The 24788-nt window shown below is 71.0% G+C and carries 11 protein-coding genes and 1 other RNA gene; 9 read left to right on the forward strand and 3 right to left on the reverse strand.

Features of this window, described 5'->3' with window-relative positions:
- The 4 genes from K8556_RS09680 to K8556_RS09695 form a co-directional block, all read left to right on the forward strand.
- Nucleotides 1-888: site-specific DNA-methyltransferase (locus K8556_RS09680; RefSeq protein ID WP_304503951.1), on the forward strand; the 888-nt coding region annotated here is incomplete at its 5' end.
- A complete protein-coding gene (locus K8556_RS09685) occupies nt 885-1412 on the forward strand; it encodes a hypothetical protein (protein ID WP_223739756.1) in 528 nt (175 codons plus the stop codon). The genes K8556_RS09680 and K8556_RS09685, both read left to right, overlap by 4 nt.
- Nucleotides 1413-1414: 2 nt before the next feature.
- Nucleotides 1415-1639 carry a helix-turn-helix domain-containing protein gene (locus tag K8556_RS09690; RefSeq protein WP_223739757.1) on the forward strand — a complete coding sequence of 75 codons (225 nt, stop codon included), beginning with the start codon at nt 1415-1417 and terminating at the stop codon, nt 1637-1639.
- Nucleotides 1636-2853 (forward strand): tyrosine-type recombinase/integrase, encoded by a 1218-nt coding sequence (locus K8556_RS09695; RefSeq protein ID WP_223739758.1) that lies wholly within the window; start codon nt 1636-1638, stop codon nt 2851-2853. The genes K8556_RS09690 and K8556_RS09695 overlap by 4 nt, the downstream gene beginning before the upstream one ends.
- 43 nt (nt 2854-2896) lie before the next feature.
- On the opposite strand, the gene ssrA is transcribed toward K8556_RS09695, so the two are convergent.
- Nucleotides 2897-3260, reverse strand: a transfer-messenger RNA (tmRNA) gene (gene ssrA, locus K8556_RS09700).
- Nucleotides 3261-3418: 158 nt separating this feature from the next.
- Between ssrA and K8556_RS09705 the strand changes: the two genes are divergently transcribed.
- The 3 genes from K8556_RS09705 (at nt 3419) to K8556_RS09715 (ending at nt 7490) form a co-directional block, all read left to right on the forward strand.
- Nucleotides 3419-4426, forward strand: a complete 1008-nt coding sequence (locus tag K8556_RS09705; protein ID WP_223739759.1) for an NAD(P)-dependent alcohol dehydrogenase — start codon at nt 3419-3421, stop codon at nt 4424-4426.
- Between the two features lie 107 nt (nt 4427-4533).
- The gene (locus K8556_RS09710; RefSeq protein WP_223739760.1) at nt 4534-5898 is read left to right on the forward strand and encodes a pitrilysin family protein; all 1365 of its coding nucleotides are present in this window, start codon (nt 4534-4536) and stop codon (nt 5896-5898) included.
- Nucleotides 5898-7490 (forward strand): pitrilysin family protein, encoded by a 1593-nt coding sequence (locus K8556_RS09715; protein WP_223739761.1) that lies wholly within the window; start codon nt 5898-5900, stop codon nt 7488-7490. Before K8556_RS09710 ends, K8556_RS09715 begins: the two co-directional genes overlap by 1 nt.
- Nucleotides 7491-7512: 22 nt before the next feature.
- Here the strand turns inward: K8556_RS09715 and K8556_RS09720 are convergent, their stop codons facing one another.
- Nucleotides 7513-8526: a DUF3616 domain-containing protein gene (locus K8556_RS09720; RefSeq protein WP_223739762.1), complete on the reverse strand. Its 1014-nt coding sequence runs from the start codon at nt 8524-8526 to the stop codon at nt 7513-7515.
- A gap of 188 nt (nt 8527-8714) precedes the next feature.
- Here K8556_RS09720 and K8556_RS09725 point away from each other — a divergent pair, with 188 nt between their 5' ends.
- Complete coding sequence (locus K8556_RS09725; protein WP_223739763.1) at nt 8715-10586, forward strand: OmpA family protein; 1872 nt, start codon at nt 8715-8717, stop codon at nt 10584-10586.
- A gap of 40 nt (nt 10587-10626) precedes the next feature.
- On the opposite strand, the gene K8556_RS09730 is transcribed toward K8556_RS09725, so the two are convergent.
- Nucleotides 10627-10770 (reverse strand): hypothetical protein, encoded by a 144-nt coding sequence (locus tag K8556_RS09730; protein ID WP_223739764.1) that lies wholly within the window; start codon nt 10768-10770, stop codon nt 10627-10629.
- 34 nt (nt 10771-10804) lie between these two features.
- Here K8556_RS09730 and K8556_RS09735 point away from each other — a divergent pair, with 34 nt between their 5' ends.
- Entirely contained in the window at nt 10805-24784 is a 13980-nt protein-coding gene (locus tag K8556_RS09735) for a non-ribosomal peptide synthetase (protein ID WP_223739765.1), read from the forward strand.
- Nucleotides 24785-24788: the final 4 nt, after the last annotated feature.

Below are 24788 nucleotides of genomic sequence, written 5' to 3' on the forward strand. Positions count from 1 at the left end.
CTCGTCGTCACCCGCTGGATTGCCGAAATGCGGGACAAGGCCGGCCTGACGAACGCCCAGCTCAACGCGGCGCTCGGCCTTCGCGGGATGGCTGGCCACTGGACGAGCCAAGGCGCCCAGCCCTACGTGCCGCACCGGCAGCACTGGCTGGCGCTCCTCAAGCTCTTCGGAGTCACCGAGCCGCCGGAGCCGATCCGCTCGATTGCCGAACGCATCATCGCGGAGAAGGGGAAGCCCGGACCCAACTGGTTCCAGCGCGCCGTAACCGGGCAACACCACGAAGCATCCGCTGGCCAGCGCTGGCGCTCCAGGAACGGCCTCAACGCCAACCTGGCGCCCAAGGAGCGCCGTGACGAGCCGGCCACGGAGGCCGCACGAAAGTGGCAGGGATGGGGCACCGCCCTCAAGCCCGCTGCGGAGCACTGGATTCTCGTGCGCAAGCCCCTCACCGGCACGGTGGCCGCGAACGTCCTGAGCCACGGCACTGGCGCCCTCAACATCGAAGCATGCCGCGTCTCCGGTGACGGGAAGGAGCGCTGGCCGGCCCACGTCACGTTCGACGAGGAGGCTGCGACGCGCCTTCCTGACGAGGTGTCGCGGTTCTTCTATGTGGCCAAGCCCTCGCGCTTGGAACGACACGCGGGCGCCGGGCTCAACACCCATCCCACCGTGAAGTCCATCGCGCTCATGCGGTGGCTGTGCCGGATGGTGACACCTCCGGGCGGTGTGGTGCTCGACCTCTTCGCCGGCAGCGGCACGACGGGCATCGCGGCCCTCGCCGAGGGCTTCGAGTTCGTCGGCATTGAGCGGGAGCCTGAGTACCTGGCGCTCGCGAAGGCGCGCCTCGAGCACGCCCTGACGCAGGGTTTCGACGTGGTGACGCCATGAAGCTCGTCTCCATCGACCCTGGGCTTCGGCATTGCGGTGTGGCCCTCTTCGACGTGCCCTCCACATCCCTGCTTTGCGCGGGGTTGCCGAAGAACCCCGAGCCCGCCCACGGTGCGCTGTCCCTCTCCTCCTGGGCGTCCATGGCCGGCGCAGTGCAGGCCTGGCTTCGCCCACGCGTCCAGGAGGAGCCCTTCCAACTCGTCATCGAGTTGCCCCGCGTCTACGCCGCAGCGCACCAGCGGGGCGACCAGAACGACCTCATCCAGCTTGCCGGCGTCGTCGGCACGCTCGGCGGAGCATTGGCGCCCGTCACGGAGCGCCGGAGCGTCTTCCCGCGCGACTGGAAGGGCACCCTCGACGCAGGCGCGTTCATCGAGCGCATTAAGCAGCGCATCGATGCGAGCGAGCACCTCCGCGTCGAACTGCCTGCCGCGCGCGACCTCCACCACAACGTCTGGGACGCCATCGGCATCGGGCTGCACGCGATCGGCCGTCTCACTCCTCGCCGCGTCTTCCCGAGGTAGTCATGTCCGCGCCCACTCCGCCCAAGGAATCCGCGCCCTCGTTCCTCACTGTGGACGAGGCCGCAGAACTACTCCGGGTGAACCGGAAGACGCTCTACGAGGCCATTCGCCTTGGCCAGGTGCCAGGGGTCGTTCGGCTTGGTCGATGCGTTCGACTTTCCCGCGCCACGATGCTGTCGTGGTCGACGGGTCAAGGCGGTCCTGCGCTCAAGGAGAAGCAGTCATGAGCGTGAGACTCAGGAAGTACAACGACAAGAACGGAAAGCCTCAGCAGGTGTGGTTCGTGGACATCAAGTTCAAGCACGCGAACGGGAAGGTCGAGCGCGTCCGCAAGGACAGCCCACTCAACACCCGTCGTGGTGCCGAGCAGTACGAACGCGACGTCCGCGCAGCCCTTCTGATGGGCACATTCGGAAAGGAGAAGGAGCCCGTAGCAACCGAGGAGACAAGGGAGGTGCCGACCGTGAAGGATTTCACTTCGCGGTACCTGACCTACTCGGAGAACAACAACAAACCCTCCAGCGTCGACACCAAACAGCGGATCCTCAAACACCACATCATCCCGTACTTCGGGGAGATGGCTCTGGATTCTATCGGCCCGGCAGTCATCGAAGACTTCAAGGCCCTGATGCGGAAGAAGAAGTCCGCCGCCAGAGAGAGGAAGACGGCCCCATCCCAGGCAGCGCTGCGAAAGCGCAAGGGCGCGGCGCCCAAGCCTCTGAGCTTGAAGACCATCAACAACGTGCTCACGGTGTTGGGCAAGCTCCTGGCGGTCGCGCAAGAACAGGGGGTCATCCAACAGGCTCCGCGCGTGAAGCTCTTTGGGAAGGTGCCCAAGCCCAAGTTCGACTTCCTTTCCTTCGAGGAAGCCGAGCGACTCATCACTGCGTCCGAACCCGAGTGGCGTCCCATGCTGCTCGTGGCCATCAAGACGGGGCTCCGACAGGGCGAACTCATCGGGCTTCAGTGGAATGATTTGGACATGCAGCGGGGCAAGGTTCATGTCCAGAGAACCATCTGGCGTGGAGTGGAGGGGCTTCCGAAGAGTGGCCGCGAGCGAATGGTGGACCTCCCCGCCTCAGCGGTCGAAGCACTCAAGGGACACCGGCACCTGCGAGGCCCCTACGTGTTCTGCGAGGAGGACGGCAAACCCCTCACGGACGGTAAGTTGAAGCGTCCGCTTACCCGCGCGTTGAAGGCGGCGGGCATCGTTCGGGAGGTGGGCCGCATCGGTTGGCACGATCTGCGCCACACCTACGGCAGCCACCTTGCCATGAGAGGCGTGCCGCTGAAGGTCATCCAGGAGCTGATGGGGCACGCGACCATCGAAATGACGAACCGTTATGCCCACCTGAGCCCCGAGGTGAAGAGGGACGCGGTCCAACTCCTCGACACGCCCTTGCTGGCGTGGGGCAATACAGGGGCAACGGCAGTGGGGTGAAAAATGAAAGGGCCCGTAACCCCTGAGGATTACGAGCCCTTTCAAGTGGAGGCGGAGGGAATCGAACCCTCGTCCGAAAGCCGTCGGCTCTTCGACCCTACGTGCGTAGTCCGCGATTTGCTACGTCACCGGGGCTCCCACGGACGGGATACCCGATGCCGGTCCTGGAAAGATCTCGTCACCTCGGGCCCAGGCACCCTTGGCGACCAGTCCGCATTATGACGGCCCATCCCTACCCCACGGACCGAGAGCAGGGGGACCGCGCACTAGAGACTGCTAGTTAGGCAGCCAGCGCGAGCTCAACGTTGTCGTTGGCTTTTGTGTTGTTGTCGGAAGTTTTACGAGCACCCAACAAGCTCGGCACGCGTCTCGAACGTCATTGCCCCCGTCGAAGCCAGGTCGCCCCCGGTTCGATGTACGTCATGCGGCCCCAAGAACTCCGCACCCGTCCTACATTAACCGCTGAACGCCCTCCGTCAATCCTCCTGAAGCCGCGGCGGTCGCTCCTGCAACATCCCCTCCCCTGCCTGCCCTCCAGGCAGCCCCTCCTCCCGGAGTCCCCTGCATGCAGGCGTACGAGCTCCAGCACCCCACCGGCTCCTCCAGTTGGACCCTCGTGGAGACGCCCCAGCCCCAGCCGGGCCCCGGCCAGGCGCTCGTCCGCATCCACGCGGTCTCCCTCAACTACCGCGACCTCATCATCGCCCGCGGCACCTACCCCGGCCTCAAGCTCCCCCTCGTCCCCTGCTCGGACGGCGCCGGACAGGTCGTCGCCGTGGGCCCCGGCGTCACCCGCGTGAAGCCCGGCGACCGCGTCGCCCCCACCTTCTTCCAGGTCTGGACCGACGGCGAACGCACCCCGGAGAAGGTCGCCCACGCGCTCGGCGGCGGCGTCCCCGGCGTCCTCGCGGAGTACGTCCGCCTGGACGCCGAAGGGCTCGTGCTCCTGCCCGACTGGCTCTCCTACGAGGAGGGCGCCACCCTCCCCTGCGCCGCCGTCACCGCGTGGAACGCGCTCGTGCCCCAGGGCGGCCTCAAGCGCGGGCAGTCCGTGCTCGCGCAGGGCACCGGCGGCGTGTCCATCTTCGCCCTCCAGTTCGCCCACCTCCTGGGGGCCCGCGTCCTCATCACCTCCAGCCAGGACGACAAGCTCCAGCGCGCGAAGCAGTTGGGCGCGCAGGGGCTCATCAATTACCGCCAGACGCCGGACTGGGAGGAGGCCGTGCTCACCCTCACCGGCAACCAGGGCGTGGACCACGTGCTGGAGGTCGGCGGCGCGGGCACGTTGCCCCGCTCCATCCGGGCCACCCGGGAGGGCGGCCACATCGCGCTCATCGGCCTGCTCACCGGCGCTCCCGGCAAGCCGGACACCACCGCCATCGGCGCCAGTCGCCTGCGCGTCGTCAGCACCTACGTGGGCAGCCGCGAGATGTTCGAGGACATGCTCCAGGCCATGACGCAGGCGAAGCTCCGGCCCGTCATCGACCGCGTCTTCCCCTTCGCCCAGGCGCGCGAGGCGCTCCAGTACATGGAGTCCGGCGGCCACTTCGGGAAGATCGTCATCACCGTGTAAGGCGTGGCTCTGGCGCGCAGGTGACATGCGCCGTCAGAAAGCCGCCCACCCCTGGCATCCCTCCGGCGTAACGTCCCGCGCTTTCCCAGCACCGAAAGGGTCCGCGCATGCGCCGCCTGTTGCCCCTCCTGCTGCTGCTCCTGATGCCGGCGCTGCCGGCGTCCGCGCAGCAGCCTCCAGACGCCTCCCGCTTCTTCCCCTACACGCTGAACACCACGCGCCTGCCCAACGGGCTCACCGTGGTGCGCGTGCCGTTCAACTCGCCCGGCATCGTCGCGTACGTCACCGCCGTGCGCGTGGGTTCGCGCAACGAGGTGGAGCCCGGCCGCACCGGCTTCGCCCACTTCTTCGAACACATGATGTTCAAGGGGACGAAGGCGAACCCGGAGGGCCAGCGCGAGCGCATCCTCGGCGGCTACGGCTTCGACGACAACGCGTTCACCACCGACGACATCACCGTGTACCAGGTGTACGGCCCCACCGCCGGCCTGGAGAAGCTCATCGCGCTGGAGGCGGACCGCTTCCAGAACCTGGAGTACTCCGAGCCGGCCTTCCAGACGGAGGCGCTCGCCGTGCTGGGCGAGTACCACAAGAACGCCGCGGGCCCCGACCTCAAGCTGGAGGAGGCACTGGCGAAGACGGCCTTCACCCGCCACACGTACCAGCACACCACGCTGGGCTTCTACGAAGACATCCAGGCCATGCCCCAGGCGTACGCGTACAGCCGCTCGTTCTTCGAGCGCTGGTACACGCCCGCCAACACCACCCTCTTCATCGTCGGTGACTTCAACGACGCGCAGGTCGTCTCCCAGGTGACGAAGGCCTACGGTGGATGGCAGCGCCAGCCCACCAGCGTCACCATCCCCACCGAGCCCGCGCAGACGAAGCCGCGCTCCGTCCACGTGGACTGGCCGCAGCCCACCCAGCCGCGCCACGTGCTCGCGTGGCACACGCCCGCCGCCCGCGCGGACACGCCCGACGCCGCCATCCAGACCCTCCTCGCGGAGTACCTCGTGGGCGACACCAGCCCCGCTTACAAGGAGCTGGTGCTGGAGAAGCAGTACGTGGAGTCGCTGAACGTCTACACCACGCCCCACCGCGACCCGTACCTCTTCCCCATCGACGCCACCCTCCAGGACGAGAAGTACCGCGCCGACGTGGACGCCGTGCTGCGCCGCGAGGTGAAGACCCTGTCCGGCGGCCCGGTGGACGCCGCGCGCCTGAAGGCCATCCAGGACCACCTGCGCTACGGCCTCCTGATGGACATGGAGACGCCGCGCGACGTGGCCATCGACCTGGCGCTCTACGCGGGCGTGATGGGGCGTCCGGACGCGCTCGCCAGCTACCTGAAGCAACTGGGCAGCGTGACGCCCCAGCAGCTCACCCTGTTCGCGAGGAAGTACCTCGAGGACCGCAACCTCACCGTCCTCACCCTCACCCCCAAGACGGCCGCCGCCGGAGGGACGCCGTGATGAAGACCCGCGCTACCGTGTCGCTCGTCCTGGCCGCCGCGCTGTCGCTCGCCGGCTGCTCCCACGCCCCCAAGCCCCCGCCGGAGGAGCCGCCCCCGGCTCCGGCCCCCACGCCGCCTCCCAAGCAGGGCTCCGTGCCCGCGGTGCCGCTGAAACAGCCGCAGCCGATGCAGCTCGTGGTGCAGGCCCGGGCGGACACGCCCATCGTCAGCCTGCGGCTCGTCTTCCACACGGGCTCCATTGACGACCCGAAGGGCAAGGAGGGCCTCACCGCCCTCACCGCGAAGCTGATGGCGGAGGGCGGCACGCGGAAGCTCACCGCCGCGCAGCTCCTGGAAGCGCTCTACCCCATGGCCGCCGAGCTCAAGGTCGTCACCGACAAGGAGATGACCACCCTCTCCGGCCGCGTCCACCAGGACTTCCTGCCGTCGTTCCTGCAGCTCTTCACGGACACGCTGCTGGAGCCGCGCTTCGACCCCGCGGAGTTCGAGCGCCTGCGCGCCAACGCGCTCAATGCCGTGCGCAACGGCCTGCGCAGCGAGGACGACGAGACCCTGGGCAAGGTGGGCCTGGACGCGCTCCTCTACGCGGGCCACCCCTACGCCCACTACACGGGCGGCACCGTGCAGGGGCTCCAGTCCCTCACGCTGGAGGACGTGAAGGCGCACGCGCGCCGCGTCTTCACGCAGGACCGGCTGGTCATCGGGCTCGCGGGCCCGGTGGACGCGAACCTCCAGCAGACCCTCACCTCGCGCCTGGGCGCGCTGCCCGCCACGGGCGCGCCCCGGGTGGAGCTGCCCACCGTGAAGTCCTCCGCGGGGCGCGCGCTCATCCTCCAGAAGCCCACGCTCTCCACCGCCGTGAGCATGGGCTTCGTCACGCCGATGCGCCGGGGCGACCCGGACTTCTTCCCGGTGTCGTTCGCGCTGTCCAACCTGGGCGAGCACCGCCAGTTCATCGGCGTGCTCTTCAACGAGCTTCGCGAGCAGCGCGGCCTCAACTACGGCGACTACGCCTACGCCGAGCACTTCATCGAGGACCGGGGCAACGGCACCTTCAACCGCACCAACCTGGTGCGCACCCAGCAGGACGTGTCCCTCTGGCTGCGCCCCGTGGTGCCCGCCAACGGCGTGTTCGCCACGCGCGGCGCGGTGTTCTTCCTGGAGCGCATGTCGAAGGAGCCGCTCACCCCGGAGCGCTTCGAGCTGGTGCGCGGCTTCCTCCAGGGCTACACGCGCCTGTGGGAGCAGACCGACCAGCGGCGGCTGGGCTACGCCATCGACTCGCTCTACTACGGCACGCCGGACTTCCTGGAGGCCTACCGCGCCGCGCTGGCGGCGATGACGCCGGAGTCCGTGCAGGCCGCCGTGCGCCGGCAGCTCTCCCCGGAGAAGCTGGCGTTCGTGTACGTCACGGAGGACGCGCAGGGGCTGGCCCAGCAACTGAAGTCCGGCGCGCCCTCGCCCATCACCTACGCGTCCCCCAAGCCGCCGGAGCTGCTCAAGCTGGATGAGCGCATCATCCAGCAGAAGCTGCCGGTGCGCCCGGACGCCATCCAGGTGGTCCCGGCGGCGGAGTTCATGGAGCGCTGACGTCCGCGCCCGCCTCCGGCGCTCAGGGGCTTCGCGGCAACGCCGTCCACACGCCGCGGAAGCGCTTGAGCGCCGGATCCTTCTGGCGCTTGCACTCCACGCCGTCCACCTGGACGGAGCCGTCGTCGCTGAGCAGCAGGATGTCCTCCGACGTGTCGGGCGTGAAGAACGCCTCCGGGTTCACGCCGGACAGGTCCACGGACGTCACCGGCACCGGCGCGTCGTCGCCGCCCTTCCAGGTGAAGAGGCGCGACTTCGCCTCGGAGCCGGTGGCCCCCGCCATGATGAGGTAGCGCCCCCGCCACGACGACAGCGAGCGGATGCCCAGCCCGCCCAGCGCCAGCAGCCGGGGCTCACCGAAGCGCGCGGTCGCGCCGTCGCGCACCACCGCCTCCGGGTTCAACAGCGGCACCACCAGCGCCTGGCCTTGCGTCAGCGGGCTCCGGAAGCCAATCAGCATCCCGGGCGCGTCCAGCATCGCCGTCATGCCCTCGATGTTGAGCCCTCCCGGCTCCTTGGGCGGCAGCGGCTCCGCCTGCGCGAGCCCGTACGGCGCGAGCCGGGCGTCCGCGAGCAGGTCCTCCAGGAGCCGCGTGTACGGCTGCCCGACGAGTCGCACGTGCTCGGGGTCCTCCACGCCGGTGGCGAAGAAGCGCAGGCGCGCGGGCTGCTTCTTGCCGGCGCTGTTGCGGCCGTGCGACGTGAGCCAGAAGGCCAGGTTGCCCAGCCGCGAGCCCGCTTCGATGTCCGTCTCCGGTGGCTTCTTCTTCACCGGCAACTCGAGCGACGCGGACAGGTCCACCGTGCGCAGCGGGCTGCCTCCCTTGCGCGCATCGTAGACGCGCAGGATGTTGTCCTCGTCGTCCGCCACCACGAACAGGCCGTGGCCCAGCTCCACCGCGCCGGACGCGTCACAACTGCCTTCGAAGATGACCTGGGTCGCGGGCGCGGCGGGCAGCGCGTCGCGCCGCACGTTCGACTCGCGGGCGCCACAGCCCGCCACCAGGACACATCCCCACAAGAGCCACCGTCTCATGGCTCCCTTCTCGCACGCGCCACCCGCACCGGGAACCCGGAGGGCTTGCGCGAAATGTGTCGTAAGCAACAACAGACGCGGCGGCTCCGAAGGGCTCGGGATTTGTAGAAATGGCATGAGGCTGTAGCTCACATTCGGAGGGGTTGGTTTTCTTCCAGGGAGGGGAGGTGGGTGCTAAGAGCCTCAGGATGCAATGCCCCGACTCCGAACCTTCGTGGAGCCGGTCCGCGTGCGGCGCGGTCCTGCGACTCGCGGTCCTGGGCCTGCTGCTCACCACGGCAGCGGCCCATGCTCAGCCCGACCCCTTCTCCCGAGGCTTCGACGCCGTCCCGGTGAAACCCACGGCCGCGCAGTCCAGCGGCATTGGCCTGGAAGGCGCGACGGTGGAGCCGGTGGGCAGCTACCGGGGCGCGCTGCTGCTGGACTTCAACTGGCGCATCCTCGCGCTGAAGCTGGGTAACCAGAAGCTGGGGAACCTGCTGCCGTACCGGCTGGACGCGCACCTGCTGTTCTCCTACCAGTTGCTGGAGCGGTTGGAGCTGGGCGTGGATCTGCCCGTCACCCTGCTGCAGGGCGACAACTTCGCGCTGCTGGGGAACGCGCTGAACGCGCCGGGCTTCCCCGGCGCCGCGGGCGTCAGCGGCACCACGCTGGGGGACATCCGCGTGCTGCCGCGCGTGAGCCTCTTGAATCCGGACCGCTTCCCGCTGGGGCTCGCGCTGGTGGCGGAGGTGCGGCTGCCCACCGGCAGCGCGCAGAGCTTCACGGGTGAGCGTGGCGTGGTGTTCGCCCCGCGCCTGGCCGTGGAGAAGCGGCTGGGGCCCGTGCGCGTGCTGGGCAACGCGGGCGTGCTGGTGCGCCCCGCGGCGCAGTACCTCAACCTGCGCGTGGACGACGAGCTGACGCTGGGCGCGGGCGGCATCGTGGACCTGCCGGACATCCGTCGGCTGCGCGAGGTGAAGGCCACCGCGGAGATGCACCTGCGCACGCCGCTGGCGCGCCCCTTCAACTTCGACCAGGCGGACTCGCTCAAGTCGCCGTGGGAGCTGCTGGTGGGCGCCCGCGCGAAGGTGTGGGGTGACTGGGGCGTGGAGCTGGACGTGGGCCGCGGCCTCAACGTCACCACCGGCTACGGCCGTGAGGCCCTGCGGGTCATGTTGGCCGTGCGCTACGACAAGACCTTCAAGGACGAGGGCCCGGACTCCGACGGCGACGGCGTGCCCGACGTGCGCGACCGCTGCCCCACGCAGCCCGAGGACAAGGACGACTTCGAGGACTTCGACGGCTGCCCGGATCCGGACAACGACGGCGACGGCGTGGCGGACGGCGACGACATGTGCCCCGGCAAGCCCGGCCCGAAGGAGAACAAGGGCTGCCCGGTGGATGAGAAGGACACCGACGGCGACGGCGTCATCGACCCGCTGGACAAGTGCCCCACGGTGCCCGGCCTGAAGGACTTCGACGGCTGCCCGGACACGGACTTCGACGAGATCCCGGACGGCGAGGACGACTGCCCCGACGTGGCCGGCCCGCCGGAGAACAACGGCTGCCCGTACGACGCTCCGCCCTACGTGGTGGTGGAGTCGGACCGCATCCGCATCAAGGGCAACATCCTGTTCGAGACGGGCTCCGCGGTCATCCAGAAGCAGTCGTACCCGCTGCTGGACGAGGTGGCGACGGTGCTCACCAAGAACCCGACGCTGGGCCCCGTGCAGATTGAAGGGCACACGGACAACAAGGGTTCGCGCGCGCTCAACATGGACCTGTCCAACCGGCGCGCGAGGTCGGTGCTCGAGTACCTGACGAAGAAGGGCATCGACCGCAAGCGCCTCACGTCGCAGGGCTTCGGGTTCGACCGGCCCATCGCCACCAACGACACGGCGCTCGGCCGCGCGAAGAACCGGCGCGTGGACTTCAAGCTCGTCAAGTCGGAGCTCGAATCCGGCCCGAAGGAGACCCTCGTCCCCCACGGCCAGCCGCCGCCGCCCGGCACCGAGCCGGTGCCCGGACCGGGCGCGCCTCCCGCGCCTGGAACCGGCGCGCCAGCCGGCAAGAAGTAACGCGGTCCACGGGACGGCCCGGCACACGGGCCGTCCCAAATCACTGCGATTGTTCTTTTGCGGGATGACTGGAGGCGCGGGGCAAAATGCCCCGCTTCGGGCCTCGTCTCCCCTCGCGCACGACGCGTCCTGCCGTGCGCGCTGCGTCGAAAAAGTCGGGAATATCGTCGAGGGTCGCTTTCACCCAGTGCCCTCCTCTGACCAGTTATTCTCGAAACATGAGGACATTTGAAGCAGAAGGTAATGGCCCGGGGCTGACGCCGGAGCAGAAGCGCGCGCGGCTGGCGGAGCTGCTGCGCGGCAAGGTCCGCCCCACGCAGGCGCCGGTGTCCTTCAGCCAGGAGCGCATGTGGTTCCAGGACCGGCTGAGCCCGGGCAGCGCCGCCTTCAACATCCCGGTCCGCGTGCGCTTCTCCGGGGTGCTGGACGTGGCGGTGCTGCACGCCAGCCTCCAGGCGCTGGTGCGGCGTCACGCGCCGCTGCGCACCACCTTCGTCGAGCAGGACGGCCGGCCGCTGCAGCACATCGCGCCCGCGTTGGACCTGGCGCTGCCGCTGGTGGACCTCCAATCGCTGCCCGCGGCGGAGCGTGAGGCGGAGGCCTCGCGGCTGATCACCGACGAGGCGCGCCAGCCTTTCGACCTGGAGAAGGGACCGCTGCTGCGCACGGTGCTGTACCGGCTGGATGCGCTGGAGCACGTGCTGCTGCTCAAGCTGCACCACATCATCACGGACGGCTGGTCCATGGGGGTGCTGGTGCGCGAGCTGAGCGCGCTGTATCCGGCGCTCGCGGAGGGCAAGCCGTCACCGCTGGCCGCGCTGCCCATGCAGTACGCCGACTACGCGGCCTGGCAGCGCGAGTTCCTGAAGGGCGAGGTGCTGGAGTCGCACCTGGGCTTCTGGCGCCAGCGGTTGGATCCGGACGCGGTGCTGGAGCTGCCCACCGACAGGCCCCGCGCGGCGGTCCTCTCCGGACGCGGTGCGCGCATCAACGCGGTGCTGCCCGCGGCGCTCGTGGAGGCGCTGAAGGCGCTCGCGCTCGCGGAGGGCAACACCCTCTTCGGCGTGCTGCTCGCGGGCTTCCAGGTGCTGCTGTCGCGCTACAGCGGCCAGCAAGACGTGGTGGTGGGCACGTCCGTGGCCGGCCGTGGCCGCGCGGAGCTGGAAGGGCTCATCGGCCTGTTCACCAACTACCTGGCCCTGCGCACGGACCTGTCCGGCCAGCCGTCCTTCCGCGAGCTGCTCGGCCGCGTGCGCGAGTCCACGCTGGAGGCCTACGCGCACCAGGACGTGCCCTTCGAGAAGCTGGTGGACGCGCTGAAGCCGGAGCGCCAGTTGAGCGTCAATCCCCTCTTCCAGGTGGCGCTGACGCTGCAGAACGCGCCGCTGCCGCCGCTGCGACTGCCGGGGCTCGTCCTGGACGCGCAGCCGGTGGACAACCGCACCAGCAAGACGGACCTGTCGCTCATCGCCATGGAGGTGCCGCAGGGCATGCGCCTCACGGCGGAGTACAACACGGACCTCTTCGACCCCGGCTCCATCCAGCGGCTGCTCGCGCACCTGCGCACGCTGCTGGAGGGCGCGGTCGCGGAGCCGGGCCGGCGCGTCTCCGAGCTGCCCTTGATGGACGCGGCCGAGGCCATGCGGGTCCAGCGCGAGTGGGCTGGCGGCGCCGCGCCCTTCCCGGAGGACTGCTGCCTGCACACGCTCTTCGAAGCGCAGGCGCGGCGGACGCCCGACACGGTGGCCGTGCGGTTCCAGGGACAGACACTCACGTACGCGCAGTTGGATGCCCGCGCGAACCAGCTCGCGCAGGCGCTGCGCCGCCGGGGCGTGGGGCCGGAGGCCCGGGTGGCCTTGAGCGTGGAGCGCTCGCTGGACGTCGCCGTGGGGTTGCTCGGCATCCTCAAAGCGGGCGGTGCGTGGGTGCCGGTGGATCCGCTGCTGCCTCGGGAGCGGCTGGCCTTCATGCTGGAGGACAGCGGCGCCTCCGTGCTGGTGACGCAGGGCCCGCTGCTGGAGCGCTTCCCGGAGGCGCCGCGCTCCCGTGCGCTGTGCCTGGACGTGGAGCGGGATGCGCTCGCGGGGGAGAGCGTGCTCGCTCCGGACTCCGGCGTGGGAGCCCGGAACCTCGCCTACGTGCTCTACACCTCTGGCAGCACGGGCATGCCCAAGGGGACCGCCATCGAGCACCGTGGCGTCTGCAACCTGGTCGCGCATGAGGCCACGGCCTATGGCATCGGGCCGGGCAGCCGCGTCCTCCAGTTCGCCAGCCTCTCGTTCGACCTGTCGGTGGAGGAGATCTTCACCACGCTGTGCAGCGGGGCCACGCTGGTGCTGGCGCCGCTGGAGGACCTGATGCCCGGTGAGCCGCTGCGCAAGCTGCTGCGCGACGAGGCCCTGACGGTCATCAGCCTCACGCCAGCGACGCTCGCGGCCACGGCTCCGGAGGGACTGCCCGCGCTGCGGACCGTCATCTCGGGCGGTGAAGCGCTGCCCCCGGAGGTGGTGGCGCGGTGGGCTCCGGGCCGCGTGTTCCTCAACACGTACGGCCCCACGGAGGCCACCGTCATGGCCACGCTCACCGAGTGCACGGCGGACGGGCGCGTGCCGTCCATTGGCCGGCCGCTGGCCAACGTGCGCGCGTACGTGCTGGATGCGCGGGGCGGGCTCGTGCCCGTGGGCGTGAAGGGCGAGCTGCACCTGGGCGGCGTGGGCGTGGCGCGAGGCTATTCGGGCCGGCCCGCGCTGACGGCCGAGCGCTTCGTGCCGGATGCCTTCTCCGGCGAGGCGGGAGCGCGGCTGTACCGCACGGGCGACGTGGTGCGCTGGCGCGAGGACGGCACGCTGGAGTTCGTGGGCCGGGCGGACGCGCAGGTGAAGGTGCGTGGCTTCCGCATCGAGCTGGGTGAGGTGGAGGCCGCGCTGGCGAAGCTGCCCCCGGTGCGGGACGCGGTGGTGGTGGCGCGCGAGGACGGGCCCGGCGGCAAGCGGCTGGTGGGCTACGTCGTGCTTCGCGACGGCGTTGACGCCAACGGCGGCGGGCTGCGGGCGGCGCTCAAGGACGCGCTGCCTGAGTACATGGTGCCGTCGGCCGTGGTGGTGCTGCCCGCGCTCCCGCTCACGACCAACGGCAAGGTGGACCGCAAGGCGCTGCCGGCTCCGGACCTGGCGGGGAGTGACCCTCGGGAGTACGTCGCGCCTCGCACGCCCACCGAGCAGCGGCTGGCGGGCCTGTGGCAGGAGTTGCTCGGCGTGACGCGCGTCGGGGCGAAGGATCACTTCTTCGACCTGGGCGGGCATTCGCTGTTGGCCACGCAGGCGCTCAGCCGGATCCGTCAGGCCTTCTCGGTGGAGCTGCCCCTCCGGCGCTTGTTTGAAACCCCCACGCTGGACGCCGTGGCACGTCTCATCGACGAGGCGCTCGCGGGCAAGGGGCAGCCGCTCCCCGCACCGCGCAAGGCACAGGGAGCCCGTTCGCGGCCCGTGCCCATGGTTCCGCTGGAGGATGTCGCGCGTGAGTGGACGGCCCGCGCCGCCGCGCAGCCACGTGCCTCCCTGACGACCGAGCTGCGCCAGCCGGTGGTGACGGAGTCGAACGCGGCGGAAGCCGAAGACTCGCAGGCCCGCGCCGATACGCAGCCACGTGTCCCCCTGACGACCGAACTGCGCCAGCGCGTGCTGGTGGAGTGGAACGCGACGGCCGCTGAGTACCCGCGCGACTCCACGTTGCCGGAGGTGTTCGAGCAGGTGGTGGCCCGCTTCCCGGAGAAGGTCGCCGTCGAGTTCGGGGATACGCGCCTCACCTACCGGCAGTTGGATGAGCGCGCCAACCGGCTCGCCTGGCACCTGCGCTCGCTGGGCGCGGACACCGACTCGCGCGTGGCCGTGGCCCTGGAGCGTTCGCTGGAGCTCGTCGTCTCGCTCGTCGCCATCCTCAAGGCAGGTGCGGCCTACGTGCCGCTGGACCCGGCCTATCCGCGCGCGCGTCTGGCCGCGATGGTCGAGGACGCACGGCCCCATGTCCTCCTCACGTCACGGGCATTGCTGCCGAACCTGCCTCATGAGGCCCTGTTGCCCGTGGTGCTGGAGGAGGTGTCCCTCGACGCGCTGCCCTCGCATGCGCTTCCGCGCAGCGCCCTGCCCCAGAGCCTCGCGTACATCGACTTCACCTCCGGCTCCACCGGCAGGCCCAAGGGGGTCGGCACGCCTCACGCCGCCGTGCTCCGCACCCTCTTCGGCGTCGACTACACCCCCTTCGGGCCTGACGAGACGTTGCTGATGATGGCGCCCCTCGCCTTCGACGCCTCCACCTTCGAGGTCTGGGGCGCGCTGCTTCATGGCGCGAAGCTGGCCGTCTTCCCCGCCCACCCTCCGACGGATCCGCACGAGCTGGAGCGGGTGCTGGTGCATCACGGCGTGACGACGCTGTGGATAACCATCGGCTTCTTCACCCAGTTGGTGGACACGCACCTGCCCGCGCTGCGCTCCCTTCGCCGGGTGCTCACGGGCGGTGATGTCATCTCCGCGTCCCACGTGCGCCGCGTGCTGGAGCAGTTGGGCGTCCCTGTCTCCGCGTTCTATGGCCCCACGGAGACCACGGTCTTCGCCACCAGCCACCGCTTCACGCACGCCTCCCAGGTGGGCGCCTCCGTCCCGCTGGGCCGCCCGCACAGCAACATGCGGGTCTACGTGCTGGATGCCTCTGGCCAGCCTGTTGCCCCGGGCATCCAGGGCGAGCTGTTCATCGGCGGGGACGGACTCGCGCGCGGCTACGTGGGCCAGCCCGCGCTCACCGCGGAGCGCTTCCTCCCCGACCCGTTCTCCTCCACGCCCGGCGCACGCCTCTACCGCACCGGCGACCTCGGCCGCTGGCGCGAGGACGGCGTGCTGGAGTTCCTGGGCCGCGCGGACTCGCAGGTGAAGGTGCGCGGCTTCCGCATCGAGCTGCCCGAAATCGAAGCCGCCCTGCGCGCCCATCCTGAAGTGCGCGAGGCCGTCGTCATGGCCCGCGAGGACGTGCCCGGCGACAAGCGCCTCGTCGCCTACGTCGTCGCGCCCGAGTCCCTGGACGTGGCCGAACTGCGCTCGTTCCTCAAGCAGCGGCTGCCGGACTACATGCTGCCCTCCGCCATGGGGCGACTGGACGCCCTGCCCCTCAACTCCAACGGCAAGGTGGACCGCAAGGCCCTCCCCGCGCCCTCCACCTTCCAGACCCGCGCACGGACGCGCCCTCCGCGCACGGACACCGAGCGGCTGCTCGCCACGCTCTGGGAAGAGGTCCTCCAGACGGGCACGGTCGGCGCCGAGGACAACTTCTTCGACCTGGGCGGCAATTCACTCAGCGCCACGCAGATCCTCTCGCGCATCCGCCGTGCGTTCCAGGCGGAGCTGTCCATCGCGAACTTCTTCGCGGCCCCCACCGTGGAAGCCATCGCCCACCGGCTGGAGTCCCAGGGCCCGGTGCGCCCCGCCCTCGCCGCGCCCGCGCTCAAGCCGGTGCCTCGCGACGGCGGCCTGCCCCTGTCCTTCGCCCAGCAGCGGTTGTGGTTCTTCGCGAAGCTGGAGCCCGACAGCACCGCGTACAACCTCCCCTTCGTCATGCGGCTCGAAGGCCCGCTCGACGTGCCCGCGCTCGCACGGGGCCTGCGCGACCTGTCCCAGCGCCACGAATCCCTGCGCACCACCTTCCGTGAAGAGGCGTCCGGCCCCGTCCAGGTCATCAGCGCGTCCCCCACGCTGCCCGCCGGCTGGATGGACCTGAGCACGCTGCCGGATGCCGAGCACGCGCTCGGCGCCATCCTCGACGACGAGGCACGGCAGGTCTTCGACCTGGAAGCCGGTCCGCTCTGGCGCGTCCTGCTGGTGCGCATGAGCGAGCAGCACCACCTGCTGCTGCTGACCATGCACCACGTCATCTCCGACGCCTGGTCCATGGGCGTGCTCCTCCAGGAGTTGACCACGCTGTACGCCGCCCACACCGAGGGCCGGGCCCCGAGGCTCAAGCCGCTGCCCGTGCAGTACGCGGACTACTCCGTCTGGCAGCGCGGCTGGCTGCGCGACGACGCACTGGAGGCCCAGCTCGGCTGGTGGCGCCAGCAGCTCCACGGCGCACCGAAGGCCCTGGAGCTGCCCACGGATCGGCCTCGGCCCGCGGCCCAGACCTTCCGGGGCGCGGTGGTGCCCTTCCAGTTCCCGCGCGAGCTGTCGGACGCGATGCAGGCGCTCTGCCGCGGCGAGGGCGTCACGCCCTCCATGGTGGTGCTGGCCGCGTTCCAGGTGCTGCTCTCGCGCTACAGCGGCCAGGAGGACGTCTCCGTGGGCTCGCCCATCGCGGGCCGTCACCACGCGGAGCTGGAGGGGCTCATCGGCTTCTTCGTCAACACGCTGGTGCTGCGCACGAAGCTGGACGGGGACCCGAGCTTCCGTGAATTGCTCGCCCGCGTGCGCGACGTGTCCCTGGGGGCGTACGCGCACCAGGACGTGCCCTTCGAGAAGCTGGTGGAGGCGCTCCGGCCGGAGCGGGACCCGCGCCGCACGCCGCTCTTCCAGGTGATGCTCGCGTACCAGAACGCGCCCATGCCGGAGACGCTGGGCACGGGCCTCAAGCTCCAGCCGCTGGAGCCCCGGGGCGGCACGGCGAAGTTCGACCTCACCCTGGCGCTGAACGACACCGCCGACGGGCTGAAGGGCCTGCTCGAATACAACACCGACCTCTTCGACGCCTCCACCGCCAGCCGCATGGTGGGCCACCTGCGCGCGCTGCTGGCCGGGGCCCTGAACGCACCGGAGCGCCGCCTCTCCGCGCTGCCCATGCTCACGCTCGAGGAGCGCGGGCTGCTGCTCCACTCCTGGAGCGAGCCCGGCGCGGCCACGGCGGAGGACGCGTCCCTGCCCGGACTGCTGGAGGCACAGGCCCGGCGCAACCCCGGCACCGCCGCCTTCGAGCACGAGGGCCACACGCTGAGCTGGGCGGAAGCGCACCACCGGGCGCGGGAAGTCCTGCGAGCACTGCGCGGACGCGGCGTGGTGGCGCTGCCGCCTCCGCCCCCCCTCGTCCCGGTCTCCCGCGCGGGCCCGCTGCCCCTGTCCTTCGCGCAGCAGCGGCTGTGGCTCGTGGATCAGCTCGAGCCGGGCAGCGCCACCTACAACCTCTTCCTGGCCCTGCGCGTGGAAGGCGCGCTGGACGTGCCCGCGCTGGAGAAGGCCTTCGCCTCGCTCATCGCCCGCCACGAGGCCCTGCGCACCGTCTTCGTCTCCCAGGAGGGGCAGCCCGTCCAGGTCATCCTCCCCACGGGGCCCTTCGCGCTGGAGACGGTGGAGCTGGGCGCGGTCCCGGAGGAGGCCGTCGCCCGGCGGTTGCGGGAAGAGGCCCTTCACCCGTTCGACCTGGAGCGCGGACCCCTCTTGCGCACGGCGCTGCTGCGCCTGGACGCCACCACGCACGTGCTGTGGCTGAACATGCACCACATCGTCTCCGACGGGTGGTCCATGGGCGTGCTCGTGCGGGAGTTGACCGCGCTCTACGGTGCCCACGTCGCGGGACAGCCCGTCCCGCTGCCGCCGCTGCCCGTGCAATACGCCGACTTCGCGACGTGGCAGCGCGCGTGGCTGAAGGACGAGGTGCTGGAACACCACCTGGCCTACTGGCGCCGGCAGCTCGCTGGCGTGCCGCCGCTCCTGGAGCTGCCCACGGACCGGCCGCGTCCCCGCATCCTGTCCCCCGTGGGCGCCCAGGTGCCCGTGCAGTTGCCGGAGGCGCTGTCACAGGCGCTCCAGGCGCTGTGCCAGCGCGAGGGCGCCACGCTCTTCATGGGCCTGATGGCGGCCTGGCAGGCGCTGCTCTCGCGCTACGCGGGCCAGGAGGACATCCCCGTCGGCTCGCCCATCGCCGGGCGCACGCGCGAGGAGACAGAAGGGCTCATCGGCTTCTTCGTGAACACGCTGGTGCTGCGCGCGCGCGTGGACCCGAAGGCCTCCTTCCGCGAGCTGCTGGGCCAGGTGCGCGCCACCACGCTCGCGGCCTATGAGCACCAGGACGCGCCCTTCGAGAAGCTGGTGGAGGAGCTGCATCCCCAGCGCAGCCTGAGCCACTCGCCCCTCTTCCAGGCCGTGCTCGCGCTGCGGGACGCGCCGCCGCAGCCCCAGTCGCTGCCGGCGGGCCGCGACGGCTCCACGCTCCGGCTGCTGCCGATGGAGCAGTCGGAGCAGACGACCCCGTTCGACCTCACGCTCTCGCTGGTGCGGACACCGCAGGGGCTGCGGGGCGCGCTGAGCTACCGCGCGGACCTGTTCAACCCCTCGACCGCGCTCCGGATGATGGACCACCTGCGCACGCTGCTGGAGGCCGCGGTCGCGAACCCCGGCCAGCCCGTGGCCCGGCTGCCGCTGCTCTCCCGCGACGAGCGCCAGCGGCTCCTCGTGGACTGGAACGACACCGCCGTCGCCAGCCCGACGGACGTCCCCGTCCACGTCCACTTCGCCGAGCAGGCCCGGCGCACGCCGGACGCCGTGGCCGTGGTGCAGGGGGAGGACTCGCTGACGTATGCGCGGCTGGAGTCCCGCGCGAACCAACTGGCCCATCACCTGCGCGCGCTGGGCGTCGTCCCGGGCGCGCGCGTCGGGCTGGCCCTCGAACGGTCCTTCGAGCTGGTGACGGCGCTGCTCGCCATCCTCAAGCTGGGCGCCGCCTACGTCCCCGTGGACCGCAACGCTCCGGTGGAGCGCACCGCCGCGCTGCTCGCCGATGCCGAGGTCAGCGTGACGCTGACGCATCAGCCCTTCGCGCCGCTGCTGCCCGCCTCCGGCGCCCGCGTCTGGCTGGATGCCGGGTGGGACGCCATCGCGACCAGGCCCACGCACGCGCCGGAGGTCCGCGTGGACGGCGAGGCCCTGGCCTACATCATGTTCACCTCCGGCAGCACCGGCCGCCCCAAGGGCGTCTGCGTGCCCCACCGGGGCATCACGCGCCTGGTGCTGGGCAGCACCTTCATGCGCTTCGGACCGGAGCAGGTCTGGCTGCAGTTCGCCCCCATCGCCTTCGACGCGTCGACGCTCGAAATCTGGGGTGCGCTGCTGCACGGCGCGAAGGTCGTCCTCACGCCGCCGCAGGCCCTGTCGCTGGAGGAGCTGGCCGCACAACTGGTGCGCCACCGCGTGACGGCGCTGTTCATGACGACCGCGCTCTTCGAGCAGATGGTCCTGCACCAGGGCGAGGCGCTCGCGGGCGTGAGCCAGGTCCTGGCGGGCGGTGAGGTGATGCCCTGGCCACGCATGCGCGACCACCTCGCCCGCCTCCCCGAAGGCGCGACGGTCATCCATGCCTACGGCCCCACGGAGAACACGACCTTCTCCACCACGCTGCCGCTGGAGCGGAGCGCTCGCGTGGAGGGCCCGGTGTCCATTGGCCGGCCCATCCCGAACGCCACCACCTACGTCCTCGACGCGCACCTGCAGCCGGTGCCGGTGGGCGTCGCGGGCGAGGTGTTCGTCGGCGGCAAGGGCCTGGCCTGGGGCTACCTGAACCGCCCCGAGCTGACCGCGGAGCGCTTCGTCCCGCATCCCTTCGCCTCCACGCCGGGCGAGCGCCTCTACCGCACAGGCGACAAGGCCCGCTGGTTGGAGGACGGCACGCTCGACTTCCTGGGCCGCTTCGACTTCCAGGTGAAGGTGCGCGGCTTCCGCATCGAGCTGGGTGAAGTCGAGGCCGCGCTGCGCCAGGTGGAGACGGTGAAGGAAGCCGTCGTCGTGGCGAAGGGAGAGGGCACGGAGAAGCGGCTGGTCGCGTACGTGGCGCCGAAGGCCGGCGCGACGCTGGAGCCGGACGCGTTGAAGGCCCGACTGCGCCAGCGGTTGACGGAGGCCATGGTGCCCACCGTGTGGGTGGTGCTGGAGGCGCTGCCGCTCAACGTCAACGGGAAGGTCGACCGCAAGGCGTTGCCGGAGCCGGAGGCGCGGACCTCCAGCGCCGCGTACGAAGCGCCGCGAACGGAGCTGGAGGCGAAGCTGGCGGCCATCTGGGCCCAGGTGCTGCGCCTGCCGCGCGTGGGCGTGAAGGACGACTTCTTCGCGTTGGGCGGCCACTCGTTGCTCGCGACGCAGGTGGTGTCGAGGGTGCGCGCGGAGACGGGCGCGGAGCTGCCGCTGCGCACGCTGTTTGAAGCCTCCACCGTGGAGGCGCTGGCCTCGCGCATCGAGGCCGGCTCGCGGGGTCCGGGGGGCGCCGGGCGTCCTCCGCTGGTGCCCGTGCCGCGCGGCGGGCCGCTGCCGCTGTCGTTCGCGCAGCAGCGGCTGTGGTTCCTCGACCGGCTGGAACCGGGGAGCGTCCACTACAACGTCCCCGCGGCCTTGCGGCTCGACGGTCCGCTGGACGCCGGGGCGCTGGCGCGAGGTCTTCAGGAGCTCGTCCACCGCCATGAGGCCCTGCGCACCACGTTCCACGCCCGCGAGGACGGCGAGCCCTTCCAGCAGCCGCACCCGCACGCCGAGCTGCCCCTGGCCCAGGTGGACCTGAGCCACCTGCCGGAGGCGGAGCAGGAGGAGGAGGCGCGGCGGCGGGCCCTGGAGGAAGCGCGCATCCCGTTCGACCTGACCCGCGCGCCGTTGATGCGCGCCACCCTGCTGCGCCTGTCCGCGCGGCGGCACGTGCTGCTCGTCACGCTGCACCACATCGTCTCGGATGGCTGGTCCAACCGCGTCCTCGTCGCGGAGTTGACCGCGCTCCACGCGGCGTTCTCGAACGGCCAGCCTTCGCCCCTGCCGCCGCTGACGCTCCAGTACGCGGACTACGCGACGTGGCAGCGGCGCTGGCTCCAGGGCGAGGTGCTGGAGCAGCAACTGGGGTGGTGGAAGCAGCAGCTCGACGGCGTGCCCCACGCGCTGGAGCTGCCCACGGACAAGCCGCGTCCGGCCGTGCAGACCTACCGCGGCGCGCAGGTCCCCGTGAGCCTGTCGCGGACGAGCGCGCGGGGCCTCAAGGCGCTCTGCCAGCAGGAGGTCGTCACGCCGTTCATGGCCCTGCTCGCGCTCTGGCAGGTCCTGCTGGCCGTCTATTCGGGTCAGGAGGACTTCGTCGTCGGCTCGCCCATCGCGGGCCGCGGGCCGGAAGAGCTGGAGGGGCTCATCGGCTTCTTCGTCAACACGCTGGCGCTGCGGGCCCGGGTGGACCGCCGGGGCTCGTTCCGCCAGTTGCTGCGCCGGGTGAAGGAGGGCGCGCTGGGGGCCTATGCCCACCAGGATCTGCCCTTCGAACGGCTGGTGGAGGCGTTGAGGCCCGCGCGGGATCCGAGCCGCGCGCCGCTGTTCCAGGTGCTCTTCAGCACGCGAGAGGGGGCCCCGCCCGCGCCGGAGGGTGAGGCGCTGACGCCGCGCCCGCTGGGCGTGGAGGAGACCGCGGCCAAGGTCGACCTGGAGCTGAGCCTGGTGGAGTCACCCGAGGGCATCTCGGGAGGGCTGCTCTACAACACCGCCCTGTTCGAGCCGCGCACGGCCGCGCGCATGGCGGAGCACTTCCGCACGTTGGCGGAGGCCCTCGTGGCCCGGCCCGAGGCACCGCTCGACTCCGTGTCGCTGCTGACGGACGCGGAGCGCCAGCGGGTGCTGGTGGAGTGGAACGCGACGGCCGCTGAGTACCCGCGCGACTCCACGTTGCCGGAGGTGTTCGAGCAGGTGGTGGCCCGCTTCCCGGAGAAGGTCGCCGTCGAGTTCGGGGACACGCGCCTCACCTACCGGCAGTTGGATGAGCGCGCCAACCGGCTCGCCTGGCACCTGCGCTCGCTGGGCGTGGACACCGACTCGCGCGTGGCCCTGGCCCTGGAGCGTTCGCTGGAGCTCGTCGTCTCGCTCGTCGCCATCCTCAAGGCGGGGGCGGCCTACGTCCCGCTGGACCCGGCCTACCCGCGCGCGCGTCTGGCCGCGATGGTCGAGGACGCACGGCCCCATGTCCTCCTCACGTCGCGGGCATTGCTGCCGAACCTGCCTCATGAGGCCCTGTTGCCCGTGGTGCTGGAGGAGGTGTCCCTCGACGCGCTGCCCTCGCATGCGCTTCCGCGCAGCGCCCTGCCCCAGAGCCTCGCGTACATCGACTTCACCTCCGGCTCCACCGGCAGGCCCAAGGGGGTCGGCACGCCTCACGCCGCCGTGCTCCGCACCCTCTTCGGCGTCGACTACACCCCCTTCGGGCCTGACGAGACGTTGCTGATGATGGCGCCCCTCGCCTTCGACGCCTCCACCTTCGAGGTCTGGGGCGCGCTGCTTCATGGCGCGAAGCTGGCCGTCTTCCCCGCCCACCCTCCGACGGATCCGCACGAGTTGGAGCGGGTGCTGGTGCACCACGGCGTGACGACGCTGTGGATCACCATTGGCTTCTTCACCCAGTTGGTGGACACGCACCTGCCCGCGCTGCGCTCCGTGCGCCGGGTGCTCACCGGCGGCGACGTCATCTCCGCGTCCCACGTGCGCCGCGTGCTGGAGCAGTTGGGCGTCCCTGTCAGCGCGTTCTATGGCCCCACGGAGACCACGGTCTTCGCCACCAGCCACCGCTTCACGCACGCCTCCCAGGTGGGCGCCTCCGTCCCGCTGGGCCGCCCGCACAGCAACATGCGGGTCTACGTGCTGGATGCCTCTGGCCAGCCTGTTGCCCCGGGCATCCAGGGCGAGCTGTTCATCGGCGGGGACGGACTCGCGCGCGGCTACGTGGGCCAGCCCGCGCTCACCGCGGAGCGCTTCCTCCCCGACCCGTTCTCCTCCACGCCCGGCGCACGCCTCTACCGCACCGGCGACCTCGGCCGCTGGCGCGAGGACGGCGTGCTGGAGTTCCTGGGCCGCGCGGACTCGCAGGTGAAGGTGCGCGGCTTCCGCATCGAGCTGCCCGAAATCGAAGCCGCCCTGCGCGCCCATCCCTCGGTACGGAGCGCGGTCGTCGTGGTCCGCGAGGACGTGCCCGGCGACAAGCGCCTCGTCGCCTACGTCGCGTCCGAAGCCGTGGACGTGGCCGAGCTGCGCGCGTTCCTCAAGCAGCGGCTGCCGGACTACATGCTGCCCTCCGCCGTGATGCGGCTGGACGCCCTGCCCCTCAACTCCAACGGCAAGGTGGACCGCAAGGCCCTCCCCGTCCCTGACGCCGCGGTCTCCTCCGCGTCCGGAAGCCACGTCGCGCCCCGCACGCCGCTGGAAGAACAGCTCGCCGGGTGCTTCGCGGAGGTGCTGCGCGTGCCTCGCGTCAGCATCACCGACAACTTCTTCGAGCTGGGCGGCCACTCGCTGCTGGCCCTGAAGTTGATCGCCTCCATCCGGGTGCACACCGGGCACGCGCTCCCCATGGCGGCCCTCTTCCAGCACGGCACCGTCGAGGCGCTGGCGCGGCGGCTCCAGGAGGAAGCCCCTCCGCGTCCCACCAACCTGGTGCGGCTGGAAGCCGGCGCCGAGGGGAAGCGTCCCCTCTTCCTCATCCACGGCGGCGGTGGCGGCGTGCTGGGCTATGCCGAACTCGTGCGCCAGTTGGGCCACGACCGGCCGGTCTACGGGGTGGCCGCGTCAGGCCTGGAGGGCGGCGCGCTTCCTCCGGCATCCATCGAAGCGCTGGCGCGCGACTACCTCGCCCAGGTCCGCGCCGTGCAGCCGCGGGGACCGTACCTGCTGGGGGGGTGGTCCTTCGGCGGGCTCGTCGCGCTGGAGATGGCGCGTCAGCTCCAGGCCGTGGGTGAAGCGGTGGAGCTGCTGACGCTCATCGACTCCGCCGTGCCCACGCCCCAGCCGCGTCCAGAAGCCGATCCGCTCGGGCTGCTCGCGCTCTTCGGACGGACGCTCGGCCTGCGTTGGCAGGACCTGTCCCTGGACCTGGAACGCCTGCGGCGCATGGAGGCACGCGAGAGGCTCGCGTACGTCCTGGAGCAGGTCCGCGTCTCGCCCGCGAACAACCTGGGCCTGGACCTGGAAGGCGCTGAGCGCCTCTTCGCCCTGCACGCGCGGTTCTACGAGGCCCTGCGCACCTACGTGCCCGTGGGCGGCTACTCGGGGCCCACGGTCCTCTTCCGGGCCACCGTGGGACCGCCGGCGTCCGAGGAGACGGACTGGAGCGACTGGCTCACGGGGCCCGTCACGTCGTACGACGTGCAGGCAGAGCACTACTCGATGCTGAGCGCGCCCCACGCCACCACCGTGGCGGAGCCGCTGCTCCAGCACCTCCGGACGCTGCCGTAGGGGA

The sequence above is a fragment of the Corallococcus sp. AS-1-12 genome (assembly GCF_020036995.1).
Lineage (GTDB): Bacteria > Myxococcota > Myxococcia > Myxococcales > Myxococcaceae > Corallococcus.